Annotated in this window: 4 protein-coding genes; all 4 read left to right on the top strand. The window is 62.0% G+C overall.

Annotation, left to right across the window (positions count from 1 at the left end; translation table 11 throughout):
* Positions 1–131 precede the first annotated feature (131 nt).
* The 4 genes from BLR25_RS13795 to BLR25_RS13780 all read left to right on the top strand — a co-directional run bounded on the left by BLR25_RS13795 (position 132) and on the right by BLR25_RS13780 (position 19781).
* Complete coding sequence (locus BLR25_RS13795) at positions 132–1772, top strand: tetratricopeptide repeat protein (RefSeq protein WP_176785897.1); 1641 nt, start codon at positions 132–134, stop codon at positions 1770–1772.
* Positions 1769–3856: a tetratricopeptide repeat protein gene (locus tag BLR25_RS13790; RefSeq protein WP_091938471.1), complete on the top strand. Its 2088-nt coding sequence runs from the start codon at positions 1769–1771 to the stop codon at positions 3854–3856. Before BLR25_RS13795 ends, BLR25_RS13790 begins: the two co-directional genes overlap by 4 nt.
* A gap of 301 nt (positions 3857–4157) precedes the next feature.
* Positions 4158–12122 (top strand): heme utilization protein, encoded by a 7965-nt coding sequence (locus BLR25_RS21560; protein WP_218122751.1) that lies wholly within the window; start codon positions 4158–4160, stop codon positions 12120–12122.
* A 405-nt stretch (positions 12123–12527) separates the two neighbouring features.
* Positions 12528–19781 carry a heme utilization protein gene (locus BLR25_RS13780; protein WP_143009865.1) on the top strand — a complete coding sequence of 2418 codons (7254 nt, stop codon included), beginning with the start codon at positions 12528–12530 and terminating at the stop codon, positions 19779–19781.
* The last annotated feature ends 149 nt before the right edge of the window (positions 19782–19930 follow it).

Raw genomic sequence — 19930 nt, 5'->3', positions numbered from 1 at the left:
CGCGCGCGCGAAGCGAATTTCTTTTACTCGACCAGAAGGCGTCGATATGATGATCGCCTTCGAGCGTAAGGGGGCAAACAGAGCGGTCGCATCGATCGATGTGCCAGGCGATGTCTTGTGGATGCGGGGCCATGACGAACTTTGATTCTCCGATGATTGATGCGGGTCTGGCGGCGCTATTGAGCAACCGGCCGGGCGATTATCGGGCACTGTGCGAATATGGGCTCGTCAGCCAGCGGCGGGGGGCGTTCCAGATAGCCCGGCAAAGCTACGAGGCGGCAGAGCGAATCGCGCCGCCGTCGCGCGAGTTGTCGCACAACCTCGGCGTCGTGTGTCGTCGTCTGGGCGATGTCGATGCGGCCAGAGCTTGCTTCGAACGGGCGTTGGCGATCGATCCGCATTCGCTTGCGTCGCTTGAAGAGTTGGCGCGCGTTTGCCAGGAGTCTGGCGATATCGCGGGCGCGCTGCAGTGCTATGAACGGTTGCTGAGCGCAGATCCGCACCATGCGCGCTCCTATGCCGGCATGGGAATGGCTTTTTCCGATGCTGGTTGGGAGGCGGATGCGGTTCGCAGTTTCGAGACCGCCTTGTCGATCGAACCGAATAACCTCGAAGCGCTGAATGGTCTTGCCGTCGTTCTCAAACGACTGGGACGCTATCCGGAGGCTATCTCGCTGTTCGAGCGGGCTTTGACGCAGAGTCCCGGCGAGGCGGGCGTGCTATGTAATCTGGCGATGTCCCTGGGGGCTTGCGGCTGTATGGCAGAAGAGGAGGCGATCTATCGCCAGATTCTTGCCCGCGATTCTCAGGATGTTCGCGCGCATTTCGGACTCGCCTGCGTATTGCTCGTGACAGGCCGGTTGGCGGAAGGTTGGCGCGAGTACGAATGGCGTTTTGTGGCGGGCGAAGAAGAGGGGGCTGTCCGTCCCCCGCCGACGCGCTTGCCGCGCTGGTCGGGCGAGCCGTTGGTGGCGGAGTCAGCCGGGCTGGTTATTTATGCGGAACAAGGCTTCGGCGACAACATTCAGTTCAGTCGCTTTGTTCCCCTGGCAGCCGAGCATTTCGGCCGAGTGCGACTGCTGACGCGCAAACCCTTGTTGCGATTGTTCCAAAGGACGTTCGGCGATATTGCTGTGGTACTTGACGATGCGCCCGATGAAACCGGTTTTACGTACCATTGTCCGGTAATGAGTTTGCCGCTCGCCTTGGGGACGACGCTCGAATCCTTGCCGAATGTGGTGCCGTATTTGAATCCCGACAGCGCACTTAGGGCTGCGTGGCAGGGAAGGCTCTCCGCAGCGACTGGGTTGCGCGTCGGGGTGGCGTGGGCGACTGGCAAGAGCGGGCGGCACAAGCGCAATTTCGAGCTAACGCCGGAAGAATTGTCGCCGTTGCTGAAGGTTCCGGGCGTTTCCTGGGTCAGCCTGACCAAGGAGCCGCCGATGCCGGCAATGAAGGATGTATTGGCGTCGCATGGGGTTGCCGACTGGACCGACGAACTTTCGGATTTCGACGATACGGCGGCGCTCATCGATGTGCTCGACCTGGTCGTGTCGGTCGATACGGCGGTGGCCCATCTGGCCGGGGCGATCGGCAAGCCAGTATGGTTGTTGAAGCGCGCCGAGAACGACATGTTCTGGTTGCGTGAGCGCGAGGATTCGCCCTGGTATCCGACGATGCGACTGTTTCGCCAGCAGCAAAGCCGGCAGTGGGCGCCGGTTGTGGCGGCAGTCGTACAAGCCTTGGTTGCGCTTGCGGAGACAAAACGATGAGTGCCGCCAAGAAGGCTGCGGCAGCGCAGCTGTTCGCCGAGGGGCTTGCGCATCAGCGCGCCGCTCGCCTGGATGAGGCGAGGCATTGCTACGAGCGCGGCCTGGGGTTGGATCCCGGGAATCCGGATGCCCTGTTCTTGTTAGGGCAGGTGTTGTTCGACAGCGGCGACACCGGCCTTGGTGAGCGGAAAATGCGGGCCGCCCTCTCGGTCCGTCCGACGGCCGGGAATTACCGCGGCGGATTGGCGATTTCCTTGTTCAGAATTGGCAGGTTCGCCGCTGCCGCGAGCGAATTTGCTGAAGCGCTTCGATATTTGCCGGGTGTCGCCGAACTCTGGCGAGGCTTGGCCTTGTCTTCCGCTCAGGTCGGCGATGCGGCGACGACCTTTCGCGCCGCGGCCGAATGGCAACGGCTGGCGCCGTCGGATGCCGATGCGCCCGGTGTTTGGCGTTCGGCGGGAGCCCAGTTGGCGTATCGGGAAGGGCTGAAAGAGGACGAGCGGGGGTGCTTCGAATCAGCAATCGAGGCGTACGGTCGGGCGCTGGAATTCGATCCGCTGGCCGTGGCGATTCAGGTCGCGCGCGCCAATCTTCTTGCCCGGATGGGGTGTTCGGCTGACGCCAGGCACGCCTACGAGGCGGCGGTGGCGGTGCATCCCGACAATGCGGCGGCGCATTTCAATTTCGCCATGTTCCATCTTGACGAGGGGCGCCGTCTGGATGCGCTTGATCATTTGGAGATGGCGGCGCGCCTCGATCCGGAGAACGGTCTTTTTGCCACGCATCTGTTGTTTCAACTCATGCACCTGTGTCGTTGGGCGGAGATGGAGGATCTGATTCGGCGGGTCGTTGCGGCGATCGAAGAGGATTCAGCGGATATTCCGCCGTTTATCGTGCTCTCGATGCCTGGCACAACGCCGCGGTTGCAGCGAAAGTGTGCCGAGAATCATAGTCGGCGGTTGAGTCGTGTTGATGCCGGAAGCCCGTCGAAAAGTGTGCGGGTAAGGCGTCCGGGGCGGTGGCGAATCGGGTATCTGTCGTCCGATTTCAAACAGCACGCAACGGCATTCCTGATGATCGAAATGCTGGAAGCACACGACCGATCGCGCTTCGAAACCTTCGGCTTGTCCTATGGCGTCGATGATCGAAGTGAAATGCGCGGCCGCATCGGTCGGAGCTTCGAGCATTTCCTGGAGTTGTCCGCAGCGCCGGAAATCGAGGCGGTCGAGCGAATTGGTGCGCTCGATCTGGATGTTCTGATCGATCTGAAGGGCTATACCGAGGGGAATCACAGCGAATGGTTGCAGCATCGGTTGGCGCCGGTGCAGATCAACTGGCTCGGTTATCCCGGCACCCTCGGTGCGCCCTGGGTCGATTATCTGATTGCCGATGCCGTCGTGGCGCCCGAGGCGAGTCAGTGGATGTACAGTGAGCGGATCCTGTATTTGCCAGGGACGTACCAGCCGAATGCCCGTGTGCGGGACTGCGAGCCGGCAACGACGCGGGCGGATGAAGACTTGCCGGAAGACGCGCTTGTCTTGTGCTCCTTCAACCAGACCTACAAGATCACGCCGGAGATCTATGGCGTTTGGCTCGATTTACTGTGCTGCGAGCCACGCGCCGTTCTGTGGCTTTGGGCGTCGAATCCCTGGGCTGAAAAGGAATTGCGGAGCGTGGCGGCGCATGCGGGGATTGCACCGGAGCGCATCATTTTCGCTGAAGGTCGTCCGCAGGCAGCGCATTTGGCGCGTCTCTCCCTGGCCGATCTCGCCCTGGATACCTTTCCTTGCAATGGCCATACGACGACGTCGGATGCACTATGGGCTGGCGTTCCGGTCGTCACGCTCTGCGGCGAAGCGTTCGCCTCGCGCGTGGCGGCAAGTCTCTTATATGCTGCCGGATTGGGGGACTTGGTCGCTACGGATGCCGGTCAGTATCGCGCCATCGTCAAGGCGTGGCTTTCCGATGCGACGCAACGGAGGCGCCTGCGCGCTATCGCCGCGGAGTTCAGGGGGCAGTCGCCCGTGTGTGACAACCGGCGGTTTGTCAGAAATTTCGAAGACCAGCTGGCATCTCTGGTGTAAGTCAATGATTTTATTGTAGTTCGACGTTCTCCTTCGCTGGCGGATGAGGAACCTGTTTGGCGATGTCGTGTCCTATCGGGGATGGCGTTGGATGCTTTCCTGATTTGTCATCTATAGTGAAAACCCAGCTGGCAAAAGTGACAGGTAGGCACAATCCTTCGTCATCTCTTTTCAGGAATAAATGGCTAAAGTTTCCTGAATTTGTGCCGTATACAAATTAGGGTACTCGTAACGTTATGTTTTTTTTGAGTTCCTAATTTTTTGCCGGCGATTATGGGGGGGCACCCCCGTGGAGAAAATCATGACGTCATCCGTTGTTTCCTATTTGTCGACCGATCAGATTGCCGCGTTGTCGACATCGCAAATTGTGACGCTTACCACGGCGGACATTCGTGCGTTGTCCACCGCGCAAATTGCGGCCTTAACAACGGATCAAGTGGCGGCCTTAAAGACCAGCCAGATCGTTGCCTTGACTACAGGGCAGGTTAATGCGGGTTTGACGACCGATCAGGTAGTCGCGCTCACAACCGCGCAAGTGCAGTCGCTGACGACGTCAGAATTGATGGCCTTGTCGACGAGCCAGATCGCCGCGTTTGAAACGGCCGATGTGGCGGCACTGAAGACGGGCCAGTTGGCAGCGCTGACGACAACGCAGGTCAACGCCGGTCTGACGACGGATCAGGTGGTCGCCCTAACGAGTGTACAGGTCGGCGCACTGACGACATCTCAAGTCAAGGCGCTGACGACGGATCAGGTGTCGGCGATCGAGACTGCCGACATCGTGGCGCTCAAGTCGAGCCAGATACAGGCGCTGACGACGACACAGATCAACGCCGGTTTGAGTACGGATCAAGTAGCGGCGCTGACAACGACGCAGGTGGCGTCGTTCACGACGTCGCAGGTGAACGCAGGACTGACAAGTGATCAAGTTACAGCGCTGACCAGCTCCCAGGTGCAGTCGCTGTCGACCGCCCAGATTCAGGCGCTGACGACGAGCCAGGTAGCGGCGATCGAAACTGGCGACGTAGCCGTCTTGAAGACGGGCCAGATCGCAGCGCTGACGACAGCGCAAGTAAACGCAGGACTTTCCTCTGATCAGGTCGTTGCCCTGACAAGCACTCAGGTTGGTGCGTTGACGACGGCGCAGGTCAAGGCTCTGACGACGGATCAGGTGTCGGCGATCGAGACGGCGGATATTGCTGCGCTGAAGTCGAACCAGATTGCGGCGCTGACGACGACGCAGATCAACGCGGGTTTGAGCACGGATCAGGTGGCGGCGCTGACGACGAGCCAGGTGGCTGGTTTAACGACGACGCAGGTGAATGCTGGCCTGACGACCGATCAGGTGATCGCGCTGACGAGTTCTCAAGTGCAAGCCTTGACGAGTTCTCAAGTTCAGGCGCTGACGACGAGCCAAGTGGCGGCGATTGAGACGGCTGATGTGGCGGTATTGAAGACCAGCCAAGTCGCAGCCCTGACGACAACGCAAGTCGCTTCCGGTTTGACGACGGACCAGGTGGTGGCGCTGACAAGTTCGCAGATGCAGGCGCTGACGAGCACGCAAGTGCGTGCTTTGACGACGGATCAGGTCTCGGCGATAGAAACCGCGGACATCGCGGCGTTGAAGACCGGTCAGGTGGCGGCGCTAACGACGACGCAGATCAATCTAGGTCTGAGTACGGATCAGGTCGCGGCGCTGACTACTGTTCAGACACCTGCTTTGACGACGACGCAAGTGACGTCGGGTCTGACGAGTGATCAGGTGACTGCGCTGACGAGTGCGCAGGTACAGGCTTTGACGAGTTCGCAGGTGCAGGCGCTGACGACGGGTCAGGTGGCGGCGCTGGATACGGCGGACGTGGCGGTGCTGAAGACGGCGCAAGTGGCGGCGCTGACAACGAGTCAAGTGCATTCCGGCTTGACGACTGATCAGGTGATTGCGCTGACGAGTGCGCAGTTGCAAGCGCTGACGAGTACGCAAGTGCGTGCCTTGACGACGGATCAGGTGTCGGCGATCGAGACGGCGGATATCTCGGCGATGAAGTCGAGCCAGATCGCGGCTTTGACGACGACGCAGATCAACGCGGGTTTGAGTACGGATCAGGTGGCGGCGCTGACGACGAGCCAGGTGGCCGGTCTGACGACGGCGCAGGTGAATGCGGGCCTGAGCACGGATCAGATGATTGCGCTGACGAGTACGCAGGTTGGAGCGCTGACGAGTGCGCAGGTGCAGGCGCTGACGACGAGTCAGTTGGCGGCAATCGAGACAGGCGACATCTCGGCGCTGAAGACGAGTCAGATTGCGTCTTTGTCGACGACGCAGGTGAATGCGGGTCTGACGAGCGATCAGGTGATTGCGCTGACGAGTTCGCAGATTGGTGCGCTGACGAGTTCGCAGGTGCGTGCGCTGACGACGGATCAGGTTTCGGCGATAGAGACGGCCGACATCTCTGCCATGAAGACGGGTCAGATCGCGGCCTTGACGACGGGTCAGATCAACGCGGGCTTGGGTACGGATCAGGTGGCAGCGCTGTCGACGACGCAGATTGCCTCGCTGACGACGACGCAGGTGCAGGCGCTGAGTTCGGATCAGGTGGTGGCGCTGACGAGTACGCAGGTCCAGGCCTTGACGAGCGCGCAGGTGCAGGCGCTGACGACGAGCCAGGTGGCGGCGATCGAGACGGCCGACGTTGCGGTGCTGAAGACGGCGCAAATTGCGGCCCTGACGACGACGCAGGTGAATAGCGGCCTGACGACGGATCAGATCATCGCGCTGACGACGGATCAGGTCGTGTCGCTGACGAGTTCGCAGATGAAGGCGCTGAGCACGGACCAGGTTGCGGCGCTGGAGACGTCTGACATCGTGGCGCTGAAGACGGGCCAGATTGCGGCCTTGACGACGGGGCAGATCAATGCGGGTCTGAGCACGGATCAGGTGGTAGCGCTGACGACGACGCAGGTCCAAGCGCTGACGACGGCGGAAGTGGCGGCCTTGTCGACGAGCCAGGTGGCGGCGCTGGAGACGGCCGACATCGTGGCCTTGAAGACGAATCAGGTGGCGGCGCTGACGACGGGTCAGATCAATGCGGGCCTGAGCACGGATCAGGTGTCTGTGTTGACGACGGCGCAGGTGGCCGGGTTGACGACGACGCAGGTGAATGCGGGTCTGAGCACGGATCAGGTGATTGCACTGACAAGTGCGCAGGTGCAGGCCTTGACGAGCGCGCAGGTGCAGGCGCTGACGACGAGTCAGGTGGCGGCGATCGAGACGGCCGACGTGGCGGTGTTGAAGACGGGCCAGATTGCCTCCTTGACGACGACGCAGGTTAGCGCGGGTCTGACGAGTGATCAGGTGGTGGCGCTGACGAGCACGCAGTTGCAGGCGCTGACGACGACGCAAGTCAAGGCTCTGACGACGGATCAGGTGTCGGCGATCGAGACGGCGGATATTGCCGCGATGAAGTCGAGCCAGATCGGCGCGCTGACGACGGCGCAGATCAATGCGGGTCTGAGCACGGATCAGGTGGCGGCGCTGACGACGAGTCAGGTGGCCGGCTTGACGACAACGCAGGTGAACGCAGGTCTGACGACGGATCAGGTGATTGCGCTGACGAGTTCGCAGGTTGGCGCGCTGACGACGGCGCAGGTGCAGGCGCTGACGACGAGTCAGTTGGCTGCGATCGAAACGGCGGACATTTCTGCACTGAAGACGGCGCAGATTGCCGGGCTGTCGACGACACAAGTTGCTTCGGGCTTGACGACGGATCAAATGGTGGCGCTGACGAGTGCGCAGGTGCAAGTCTTGACGAGCGCGCAAATCAAGGCACTGACGACGGATCAAGTGTCGGCGATCGAGACCGCCGATGTGGCGGCACTGAAGTCGAATCAGATTTCGGCGCTGACGACGACGCAGATTAATGCGGGTCTGAGCACGGATCAGGTGGCGGCGCTGACGACGAGTCAGGTGGCCTCGCTGACGACGGCGCAAGTGCAGGCGTTGAGCACGGATCAGGTGCAGGCACTGACGACAAGCCAGGTGCAGTCGCTGACGACGGCGGAAGTGGCCGCCTTGTCGACGAGCCAGGTTGCAGCGATCGAGACGGCGGATCTGGCGGCGCTGAAGACGGCTCAAATTGCGGCCATGACAACGACTCAGATTAACGCAGGACTTTCGTCGGATCAGGTGATTGCACTGACAAGTGCTCAGGTTGCTGCACTCACGACGGCGCAGATCAAGGCGCTGACGACCGATCAGGTCGCGGCGATTGAGACGGCGGATATCGGCGCGATGAAGACCGGCCAGATCGAAGCGCTGACGACGACACAGGTCAGTGCGGGCTTGAGCACGGACCAAATGGCGGCACTGACGACGAGCCAAGTGGCGGCGCTGACGACCGGTCAGGTGCGCGCGCTCAGTTCGGATCAGGTACAAGCCCTGACGAGTTCGCAGGTGCAGGCGCTGACGACGAGCGATGTCATCGCGCTGACGACGAGTCAGGTGGCGGCGCTGGATACAGTCGATGTCGCAGCGTTGAAGACGGGCCAGATTGCGGCCTTGACGACGTCGCAAATCAACGCCGGTCTGACGAGCGATCAGGTGGTGGCGCTGACGAGCACGCAGGTGCAGGCGCTGACGAGCACGCAGGTACGTGCGCTGAGCACGGATCAGGTGGCGGCGATCGAAACCGCCGACATCGTGGCGCTGAAGTCGAGCCAGATTGGGGCGCTGACGACGACGCAGATCAATGCGGGCCTGAGCACCGATCAAGTGGCGGCGCTGACGACGAGTCAGTTGGTTGGCTTGACCACTGGGCAGGTCAACGCGGGTCTGACGACCGATCAGGTGGTGGCGCTGACGACTGCGCAAGTGCAGGCGCTGACAAGCGTTCAGATGCAGGCGCTGACGACAGGTCAGGTGGCGGCGATCGAAACGGCGGATGTGGCTGTGCTGAAGACGGCGCAGATCGCGGCCTTGTCGACGACGCAGATCAACTCAGGTCTGACGAGTGATCAGGTGGTGGCGCTGACGAGTTCGCAAGTGCAGGCGCTGACGAGTTCGCAAGTGCGAGCGCTGACGACGGATCAGGTTGCAGCGATCGAGACGTCTGATCTCGTGGCAATGAAGACCAGTCAGATTGCCGCGCTGACGACGACACAGGTCAATGCCGGTTTGAGCTCCGATCAGGTGGCGGCGCTGACGACGAGTCAGGTTGCGGGCTTGACGACGACGCAGGCGCGTGCGCTGAGCACCGACCAGATCGTGGCGCTGACGACCGACCAGGTCCGCGCGCTGACGACGGCCGAAGTGTCGGCCTTGTCGACGAGCCAGGTGGCGGCGATCGAGACGGCGGATGTGGCTGTGCTGACGACGGGTCAGATTGCCGGCTTGACGACGACGCAGGTGAATGCGGGTCTGACGACCGATCAGGTGATTGCGCTGACGAGTTCGCAAGTGCAGGCGCTGACGAGTTCGCAAGTCAAGGCACTGACGACCGATCAGGTGTCTGCAATCGAGACCGCGGATATTTCGGCGCTCAAGACGGCGCAGATTGCGGCACTGACGACGACGCAGATCAATGCGGGTCTGAGCACGGATCAGGTGGCGGCACTGACGACCATCCAGGTGGCAGCGCTGACGACGACGCAGGTGAATGCGGGCTTGGCCACGGATCAGGTGGTTGCGCTGACGAGTGCGCAGGTGCAGGCGCTGACGACGTCGCAGATGCAGGCGCTAACGACGAGCCAGGTGGCGGCGTTCGAGACGGCGGATGTGGCGGTGCTGAAGACGGCACAGATCGCTGCACTGACGACGACGCAGGTCAATGCAGGTCTGACGAGTGATCAGGTGGTGGCGCTGACGAGTGTGCAGGTTCAGGCGCTGACGAGTACCCAAGTCAAGGCGCTGACGACCGATCAGGTGTCGGCGATCGAAACCGCGGATCTCATCGCTCTGAAGACTGGGCAGATCGCTGCGCTGACGACGACACAGATCAATGCGGGTCTGAGCAGCGATCAGGTGGCGGCGCTGACGACGACCCAGATCGCGGCCATGACGACGGCACAGGCGCGTGCGCTCAGCACGGATCAGGTGGTGGCGCTGACGAGTGCGCAGGTGCAGGCGCTGACGACGGCGGAAGTGGCGGCCTTGACGACAGGTCAGGTGGCAGCGATCGAGACAGCAGACGTGGCGGCTCTGGGGACTTCGCAAATCCAGGCTCTGACGACGACGCAAGTGAACGCTGGTCTGACGAGTGATCAGGTGATTGCACTGACGAGCGATCAGGTGCACGCTTTGACGAGTGTGCAGATTCAGTCTTTGACGACAAGTCAGGTAGCGGCGCTTGAGACCTCCGATATCGTGGCGATGAAGACAAGTCAGATTGCAGCCTTGACGACGACGCAGGTGAATGCCGGTTTGTCGACCGACCAGGTGGTGGCGCTGACGAGTGCGCAGGTGCAGGCTCTGACGACATCGCAGGTGGTGGCCTTGTCGACGAGTCAGGTTGCCGCGATCGAAACTGGGGATCTCGTCGCGTTGAAGACCGGCCAGGTCGCGGCGCTGACGACAGCGCAGATCAATGCGGGTCTGAGCACGGACCAGGTGGCTGCCTTGACGACGAGTCAGGTGGTGGCGCTGACGACGACTCAGGTCAACGCGGGTCTGGCGACTGATCAGGTGATTGCGCTGACAAGTGATCAGGTTCGGTCTTTGACGAGCTCGCAGTTGCAGGCGCTGACGACGAGCCAGCTGGCGGCGATCGAGACGGCAGATGTGTCTGCGATGAAGACGAGTCAAATCGCAGCACTGACGACATCGCAGATCAATGCGGGTCTGACGACCGATCAGATTGTGGCGCTGACGACGGACCAGGTGTTCGCCTTGACGACCTCGGAAGTGGCGGCCTTGTCGACGGATCAGGTGGCTGCGCTCCAGACCGATGATATCGTGGCCTTGAAGACGAGCCAGGTGGCTGCGCTGACGACCGGCCAGATCAATGCGGGTCTGAGTACGGATCAGGTGCGGGCACTGAGCACGGCGCAAGTGTTGTCGCTGACGACGACGCAGGTGCATGCGTTGAGTACGGATCAGGTGGCGGCACTTGAGACGGCGGATATCGCGGCGCTGAAGACGAGTCAGTTGCAGGCTTTGACGACGGACCAGATTAATACCGGTTTGACGACGGATCAGGTGCAAGCGCTTACAACCGCGCAAGTGGTGGCACTGACGACGACGCAACTGCAGGCGCTCAACACCGATCAGATCCAGGCGCTGGAAACGGTCGATCTGAAGGCTTTGCAGACGAGCCAAATCCTGTCGCTGACGACGACCGAGATTCAGGCGCTGACGACGACGCAGGTGCATGCGCTGACGACGTTGCAGGTGGAGGCGCTGACCTCGACGCAAGTCCAGGCGATGACTACGGATCAGATCGGGCAACTGGCGTTTGGGACCCCGATCATCCTCGACCTGAACGGTGACGGCGTGTATTCGCAGAGCATCCAGTCGGGTGTGAGCTTCGATCTGTTCGATACTGGCACGGCGGTGAATACCGGCTGGGTGTCGGCGGAAGACGGCTTGCTGGTACTCGACCGGAATCAGAACGGGGCGATCGACAACGGTAGCGAACTGTTCGGCAGCGCGACGGTGCTGGCGGACGGAACGCAGGCGGCGGATGGCTACCAGGCCTTGAGCCAACTGGACTCGAACGGCGACGGTGTGCTCAATGCGTCGGACAAGGTGTTCTCGGAACTGAGCGTGTGGGTCGATGCCAACTCGGATGGCATTACCGAGAGTGGCGAGTTGAAGACCTTGGATTCGTTGGGGATCACGCAGCTCAACCTGAACGCGGCGAGTTCGTCGGCCAAGGACAATGGCAACCTGGTCGGGCTGGTGTCGAGTTACACGACGAGCGACGGAACGACGCAAGGCATGGCGGACGTGTGGTTCGTGGCGGACGGGTCGGCATCGTCGGGCAGCGGCGGAAGCTTGCAGTCGCAGGTGAGTGGCTTGACGCAGGCACTATCGAGCTACGGCACGGCGTCGGGAAGCGCTACCGGAACGAGCGGATCGCTGTCCGTGGATAACGGTGGTACGTCGGCGACGCAGGGCGTGGTGGCAAACGTCAGCGGGCTGGTCGATGCGATGAAGCAATTCAACGCTCCGGGTGCGGCAGCGGGAACGACAGGTGTGGTGACGGCGACGTCGCTGACGCCGCTGGACCCGACGCAGATCGTGCAAGCCGGTGTGTTGGCGGCCCCCAAGTAGTCGAACTTAGGGTCTTGTCGTAGTTAGGCTGGCAGCGCCGGGAGGTACTGCCAGCCTTTTTGCTTAAATTTGGTGCCCAGGGGCAAAGAAAGAAACCATCGGACGAAATTTGTTCTAAACATAAAGCGTGAAGGAAGATTCCGTGTCGCGGTGCGGGCGTGTTTCCGTGCAGGTGTCGTTGCTTCTCTCTAGGGGTTTGTCCAGACATTGTTTTCCTTGCGTTTTGACGGAGAATGTCGGATTGGCGTAGGGGTCTGCGGTGGGGGTCGTGGTGTATAGCGAATGGTGTTGTGAGCCGAAGGATTGGGTCGTTCAATGAATCGTTGCGATGCCTTGGCGGTTGTGATCGGTGCTGTTCGTCCGTGTGGCGGCACCGAGCATGAGTTCGTCCGGTAGGAGAGACGCATGGCATCAATTGTTATCGGCATGACGACGGATGAAATCGCTGCTTTGACGGCGGCGCAGATTGCCGATCTGAAGGCGGCGGATATCCGTGCGCTGACGACCGATCAGGTGGCGGCTTTTTCCGTAGACCAGCTCCAGTCGATGACGACGACGCAGATCACAGCCCTGACGGCGGCCCAGATCCGTGGGGGACTGACGACGTCACAAGTCGCCGGGATGACGACGACGCAGTTCGCCTCGCTGACGACGGCACAAGTGCGTGCGCTGACGACCGATCAGGTGGCGGCGATCGAGACCGAAGATATTGCCGCGCTGACGACGCGGCAGATGCAATCCCTGACGACGGCGCAAATGGGCGCGCTGACGACGGCGCAGATCGTTGCGCTGGAAACGAATCAGGTGATCGTCCTGTCGACGGCGCAGATGAAGTCGCTGACGACCGAGCAGATTGCGGCGATGGAAACGACGGATGTCGCCAAGCTGAAAGCAGCGCAACTGACGGCACTGACGACGGCGCAGATCGTCGCCTTGACTTCCCAGCAGATCGGCGCGCTCAGCACCAGCCAGGTAGCGGCGCTGACCGTCGTCCAGGTAAAAGCGCTGACGACGGATCAGATCGTCGCCCTGGAGACAAACCAGGTGGTGGCGCTGACGACGGCGCAGGTCAAAGCACTGACGATCGCTCAGGTGGCGGCGTTGGGAACGGAAGACATCGTGGCGCTGACGACCAAACAGGTCGCGGCGCTGACGGTGACTCAGGTGAAATCGGGTTTGACGACCGATCAGTTGAGCGCGATGGCGACCAATCAGTTGGCTGCGTTGACGACGGCGCAAATACGTGCGCTGACGACTACGCAAACCCTGGCGCTGGAAACTGCCGATGTCGCCGCGTTGACAATACGGCAGGTTCTGGCCTTGTCGACAGCGCAGATCGGGGGAGGCTTGACCTCGGCGCAGGTCACGGCGCTGACGACGAATCAGGTGGCGGCACTGACGGCGACACAGGTTCGGTCGATATCCACCGGTCAGGTGACCGGTCTGACCACGGCGCAGGTGGCGGCCCTGTCGGCGACGCAGGTCAAGGCGCTGACGACGGCGCAGGTCGGAGCACTCAGCACCGACGATGTGGTGGCACTCAGTGTGACGCAGATTGCAGCGCTGACGACGTCACAGGTGAGGTCCGGGTTGGTGACGGATCAGATCGTTGCGTTGACGACGGCGCAGATCGCCGCGGTGACGACAGCGCAGGTCAAGGCGTTGACGACGGCGCAGGTGGCGGCGATGGAAACCGTCGATGTCGCGTCCCTGTCGAGCCGTCAGATGGCGATGCTGACGACGACGCAAATCAGTGCCGGGCTGACGACAGCGCAGGTGAGCGCCTTGGGAACGACGCAGGTCAGCGGCCTGACGACCGGGCAAGTGCGCGTACTTACGAGTGATCAGATCAAGGTCTTGTCGTCGGATCAGGTGGTAGCGCTACAGACGGCACAGGTTCGGGCATTGACTCCGACACAGTTGGTGTCGCTCGGCACTGCGGCGATGACATCGCTGTCGTCCGCCCAGATCGGCGCATTGTTGCCTGCGCAGGTGAGCGCCGGACTGACGACCAGCCAGTTGGTCGTGCTCGATACGAACCAGATTCAGGCCTTGCCGACGGCGGATGTCGCCGCATTGACGACGGCGCAGGTGAGTCTCGGCTTATCGACGGATCAAGTGGCGGCGCTGTCGACCGGGCAGATTGCCGCGTTGACGGGGACGCAGTTGCGCGTGCTGTCGACGGATCAGATGGCAACGCTGACCACCGACCAACTGCGCGCCCTGACCAATGTGCAGCTTCAGGCGCTGACGACCCAGCAGATTGTCGGCATTGAAACGTCAGACCTGGCGGCGTTGAAAACGGGCCAGGTGGCGGCGTTGACGACCTTGCAGGTTGGTGCCTTGCTCACCGATCAGGTCGTTGCTCTGAGTTCGGATCAGGTCCGGACGCTGACCTCGGCCCAGATTCGAGCGCTGACGAGCGATCAGGTGGCAGCGATCGAGACCGGCGATGTCGCTGCGTTGACGGCAAAGCAGATACAGTCGCTGACTGCGCAACAATTCTCGGGACTGACGACGGATCAGGTGCAGACGCTTCAGACTGCACAGGTTGCAGCGTTGGCGACGGCTCAGATTGCTGCGGGGCTGACGACGGTCCAGCTACAAGCCTTGACGACCGATCAGGTCCGCGCCCTGGTGAAAGGGCAGTTGCAGACGTTGACGGGGACGCAGGTGCAGGCCCTGACGACGGATCAGATTCATGCACTGACGATCAGTCAGGTCCAGGCATTGACGACGGCCCAGATCGCTGCCGGGCTGACGACCGACCAGGCCATGGCGCTGACTTCGGATCAGGTGCGGGCGCTGACGACGCTGCAGTTGCAGGCGCTGACGACCGACCAGATGATGGCGGTCGGAACCGACAACGTGACGTCCTTGGTGACGGCGCAATTGGCAGCCCTGACGACGGCCCAGGTGAGCCAAGGCCTGACTACCGATGAGTTGATTGCGCTGACGACCGACCAGTTCCGGGCGCTGACGACGACGCAACTGCGGGCGCTGACCAGCGATCAACTCGTGGCGGTGGAAACTGTCGACTTGGCGGCCCTGAAAACCAGCCAGATCGGGGCCTTGACGACGCTGCAGATCAATGCCGGGCTGACGACGGATCAGTTGCAGGCCTTGCTGACGAATCAAGTGGCGGCGCTGACGACTGCACAGGTGGCGCTTGGGCTGACGACAGATCAGGTCCGTGCGCTGACAAGCGACCAGGTACGGGCGTTGACGACGCAGCAGTTGCAAGTCCTGTCGACCGATCAGTTGTCAGTTCTTGATACTGATGATGTGACGGTGCTGAAGACGAATCAGGTGGCGGCGCTGACGACGGCGCAAATCAATGCGGGGCTGACGACAGAGCAGCTGCAGATGCTGCAGACGCATCAGATTGTCGCCCTGACAACCGCGCAAATCGGGCAGGGGCTGACGACGGATCAGGTGGTGGCGCTGACGAGCGATCAGGTCATGGCGTTGACGACGGCGCAAGTCCGGGCGTTGACGAGTGACCAGGTCAAGGCACTGGAAACCGATGACGTCGGGGTATTGAAGACAGGCCAGCTGCTGGCGCTGACGACGGCGCAGATCGGTATCGGACTGACGACTGATCAGTTGCGCTCACTGACTTCGGACCAGGTTCGTGTGCTGACGACGGCGCAAGTGCGTGCACTGACGACGGACCAGACCTTGGCGCTTGAGACCGACGATCTGGCGGCGTTGAAGACGGATCAGGTGGCGTCGTTGACGACAGCACAGATAGCCATCGGCCTGTCCTCGGATCAGTTGGCGGCGTTAGACAGCCATCAGATCGGCGCGCTGACTTCGGATCAGGTCCGCGCACTGACGACGGACCAAATGACGACCTTGGGCACGGATGATCTCGTCACGTTGAGAACGGGGCAGATCGCTGCGCTGACGACGGCACAGGTCAGCATGGGACTGACGACGGACGAAATTCGCGCGCTGACCACGGACCAGGTGCGTGCGCTGACGACGGCGCAAGTCCGCGCGCTGTCGACCGATCAGGTGATGGCTATTGAGACCGAGGATCTGGTCCTGCTGAAGACGGCGCAACTGGTTGCCTTGACGACGGGGCAGATCAATGCAGGCCTCACGACCGATCAGCTACAGGCACTGAGTACGAACCAGGTGTCGGTGTTGACAACGGCACAGGTCGGAATCGGGCTGACGACGGATCAGGTCGTCGCGTTGACGACGGATCAGGTAAAGGCGCTGACGACGGATCAACTGCGCGTGTTGACGAGTGGCCAGTTGGCGGCGCTTGAGACTGACGATCTCGCGGCACTGAAGACGAGTCAGCTGTCCGCGCTGTCGACCTTCCAGATGAATGCCGGGTTGACGACCGCTCAAATCGCGGCCTTGACGAGCGATCAGGCGATGGCGTTGTCGGCGGCGCAGCTTCGCGCCTTGACGACGGATCAGGTGGCAGCTCTCGAAACGGACGACGTGACGACGCTGAAGACGGGGCAGATCGCCGCCCTGACGACGCTGCAAGTCAGCACGGGACTTACGACCGATCAACTGAACGCGTTGACGACAGACCAGTTCGTGGCGCTGACGACGGCCCAGCTTCGTGTGCTGACGACCGATCAGGTGATGGCGTTAAATACGGCAGATATCCTGGCGTTGAAGACGAACCAGATCGCGGCGCTGACGACGGCGCAGATCGCATCGGGATTGACGTCGGATCAGTTGCAGGGCTTGCAGACGAATCAGGTGGCGGCGCTGACGACGGCGCAGGTCGCTTTTGCATTGACGACCGACCAGATCCGGGCGCTGACGACCGACCAGGCGCGTGCCCTGACCACAGCGCAGTTGAGGGCCTTGTCCTCGGATCAGGTGAGTGCGCTTGAGACGGACGACCTGGCGGCGCTGAAGACGGCGCAGATTGCGGCGCTGACGACAACGCAGATTGCGACAGGCTTCACGACGGACCAGGTGCAGGCGCTGAATACGAGTCAGCTGGCAGCACTCTCGGTGACCCAGATTGGCGCGGGCTTTACGACGGCCCAGATCGCGGCGCTGACGACGGCACAGGTTCGGGCGTTGACGACAACGCAGTTGCGGGCGCTGACCAGCGATCAGGTGACGGCGCTGGAAACTGACGATGTGGCGGCGTTGAAGACCAGCCAGGTGGTCGCCTTGACGAGCAGCCAGATTGGCGTCGGGATGACGACCGATCAGGTGGCGGCGCTGACGAGCGACCAGATGCGGGCGCTGACGACGGCGCAGATCAAAGTGTTGACGACGGACCAGGTGGCCGCCGTCGACACGGCCGATCTTTCGGTCCTGAAAACGGCGCAGGTGGCCGCGCTGACGACGTTCCAGGTCAGCGCGGGGCTGACGACCGACCAACTCACGGCGCTGACGACGGCGCAGGTCAGCGCACTGACGACGGCGCAGGTCAAGGCATTGACGACGGATCAGGTGGGGGCGCTGTCGACCACGGATCTGGCCGCGCTGAAGACCGGTCAGGTCGCCGTGTTGACGACGGATCAGATTGTCAGTGCCGTGACGACGGCTCAGCTGATCGCGCTGACGACGGCCCAGATGCAGGCGCTGACGACGGCGCAGCTCCGGGTGCTGACGAGCGACCAGGTGATGGTGCTCGAGACGCGGGATGTTGCGGCGCTCAAGACGAACCAGGTGGCCGCACTGACAACGGCTCAGGTGGGCTATGGACTGACGACTGATCAGCTGGTGGCGCTGACGACCGATCAGATCCGGGCCTTGGTGACGGACCAAGTGGCGGCGCTGACGACCGATCAGATTGCGGCCATGGAGACGCGCGACGTCACTGCCTTGAAGACGAACCAGGTCGCTGCCTTGACCACGGCCCAGGTTAATCTCGGGTTGACGACGGCGCAGATGATTGCGCTGACCTCGGATCAGACGCGGGTGCTGACCACGGCGCAGCTTCGGGCACTGAAGACCGATCAATTGGCAGCTTTGGATACCGAGGATGTCGCTGCCCTGAAGACGGCTCAGCTGGCGGCGCTGACCACGGCGCAGGTCAAGCAGGGACTGACGACGGATCAGGTGCAGGCACTGCAAACGGCACAAGTAGCCGCGCTGACAACGGCGCAGATAGGACTGGGGCTGACGACGGATCAAGTCGCAGTCCTGACGACGACGCAAGCGATGGCGCTGACGACCGCGCAAGTCTTGGCCTTGAAAACGAGCCAGGTGGCAGCGCTCTCGACCGACGATGTGGCAGCGCTGAGAACAGGCCAGGTGGCCGCCTTGACGACGGCACAGATCAGCCTCGGCATGACGACGGCTCAAGTCGCGGCCTTGACGTCGGTTCAGGTGAAAGTCTTGAGCACCGCGCAATTGCGGGCGCTGACGACCGGGCAGGTGGCAGCGCTCGATACCGACGACGTGGCCGTGCTGAAGGCGAGTCAGTTGCAGGCCCTGACAACGGGGCAGATCAATGCCGGACTGAGCACGGATCAGGTGCGGGCGCTGACGACGGCACAAGTGCTGGCATTGACGACGGCGCAGGTCCGAGCCATGAATACCGATCAGGTGGCGGCGCTCGATACGGAAGACGTGGTCGCTTTGACCACCGACCAGTTGCGGGCGCTGACGACGGCGCAAGTGCAGGCGCTCAACACCGATCAGATCCAGGCGCTGGAAACGGTCGATCTGAGGGCTTTGCAGACGAGCCAAATCCTGTCGCTGACGACGACCGAGATTCAGGCGCTGACGACGACGCAGGTGCATGCGCTGACGACGTTGCAGGTGGAGGCGCTGACCTCGACGCAAGTCCAGGCGATGACTACGGATCAGATCGGGCAACTGGCGTTTGGGACCCCGATCATCCTCGACCTGAACGGTGACGGCGTGTATTCGCAGAGCATCCAGTCGGGTGTGAGCTTCGATCTGTTCGATAGTGGTGAGAAGGTCAGCACCGGTTGGGTGTCGTCGGGAGATGGCTTGCTGGTACTCGACCGCAACCAGAACGGGGCGATCGACAACGGTAGCGAACTGTTCGGCAGCGCGACGGTGCTGGCGGACGGAACGCAGGCGGCGGATGGCTACCAGGCCTTGAGCCAACTGGACTCGAACGGCGACGGTGTGCTCAATGCGTCGGACAAGGTGTTCTCGGAACTGAGCGTGTGGGTCGATGCCAACTCGGATGGCATTACCGAGAGTGGCGAGTTGGAGACCTTGGATTCGTTGGGGATCACGCAGCTCAACCTGAATGCGGCGAGTTCGTCGGCCAAGGACAATGGCAACCTGGTCGGGCTGGTGTCGAGTTACACGACGAGCGACGGAACGACGCAGGGCATGGCGGACGTGTGGTTCGTGGCGGACGGGTCGGCATCGTCGGGCAGCGGCGGAAGCTTGCAGTCGCAGGTGAGTGGCTTGACGCAGGCACTATCGAGCTACGGCACGGCGTCGGGAAGCGCTACCGGAACGAGCGGATCGTTGTCGGTGGATAACGGTGGCACGTCGGCGACGCAGGGCGTGGTGGCAAACGTCAGCGGGCTGGTCGATGCGATGAAGCAATTCAACGCGCCGGGAGTGGTGGCAAATACTGTGGCGGCGGGAACGACAGGGGTGGTGACGGCGACGTCGCTGACGCCGCTGGACCCGACGCAAATCGTGCAAGCGGGCGTGTTGGTGGTGACGAAATAGTCGAATTCAGCGATTTGTCCTAGTCAGGCTGGCAGCACCGGGAGGTTCTGCCAGTTTTTTTGGTATATTGTCAGGGCCGTTCAGCCGGTCCGCGCTCGGCGCGAACCCTTGGCCGGCCTGGGCATGCCGCGCAAGAAAAACAACAGGCG

The sequence above is a fragment of the Propionivibrio dicarboxylicus genome (genome assembly GCF_900099695.1).
GTDB classification, from domain to species: domain Bacteria; phylum Pseudomonadota; class Gammaproteobacteria; order Burkholderiales; family Rhodocyclaceae; genus Propionivibrio; species Propionivibrio dicarboxylicus.
Note: the sequence above shows the minus strand (reverse complement) of the source record. Positions and strands in the feature narration are given on the sequence as shown.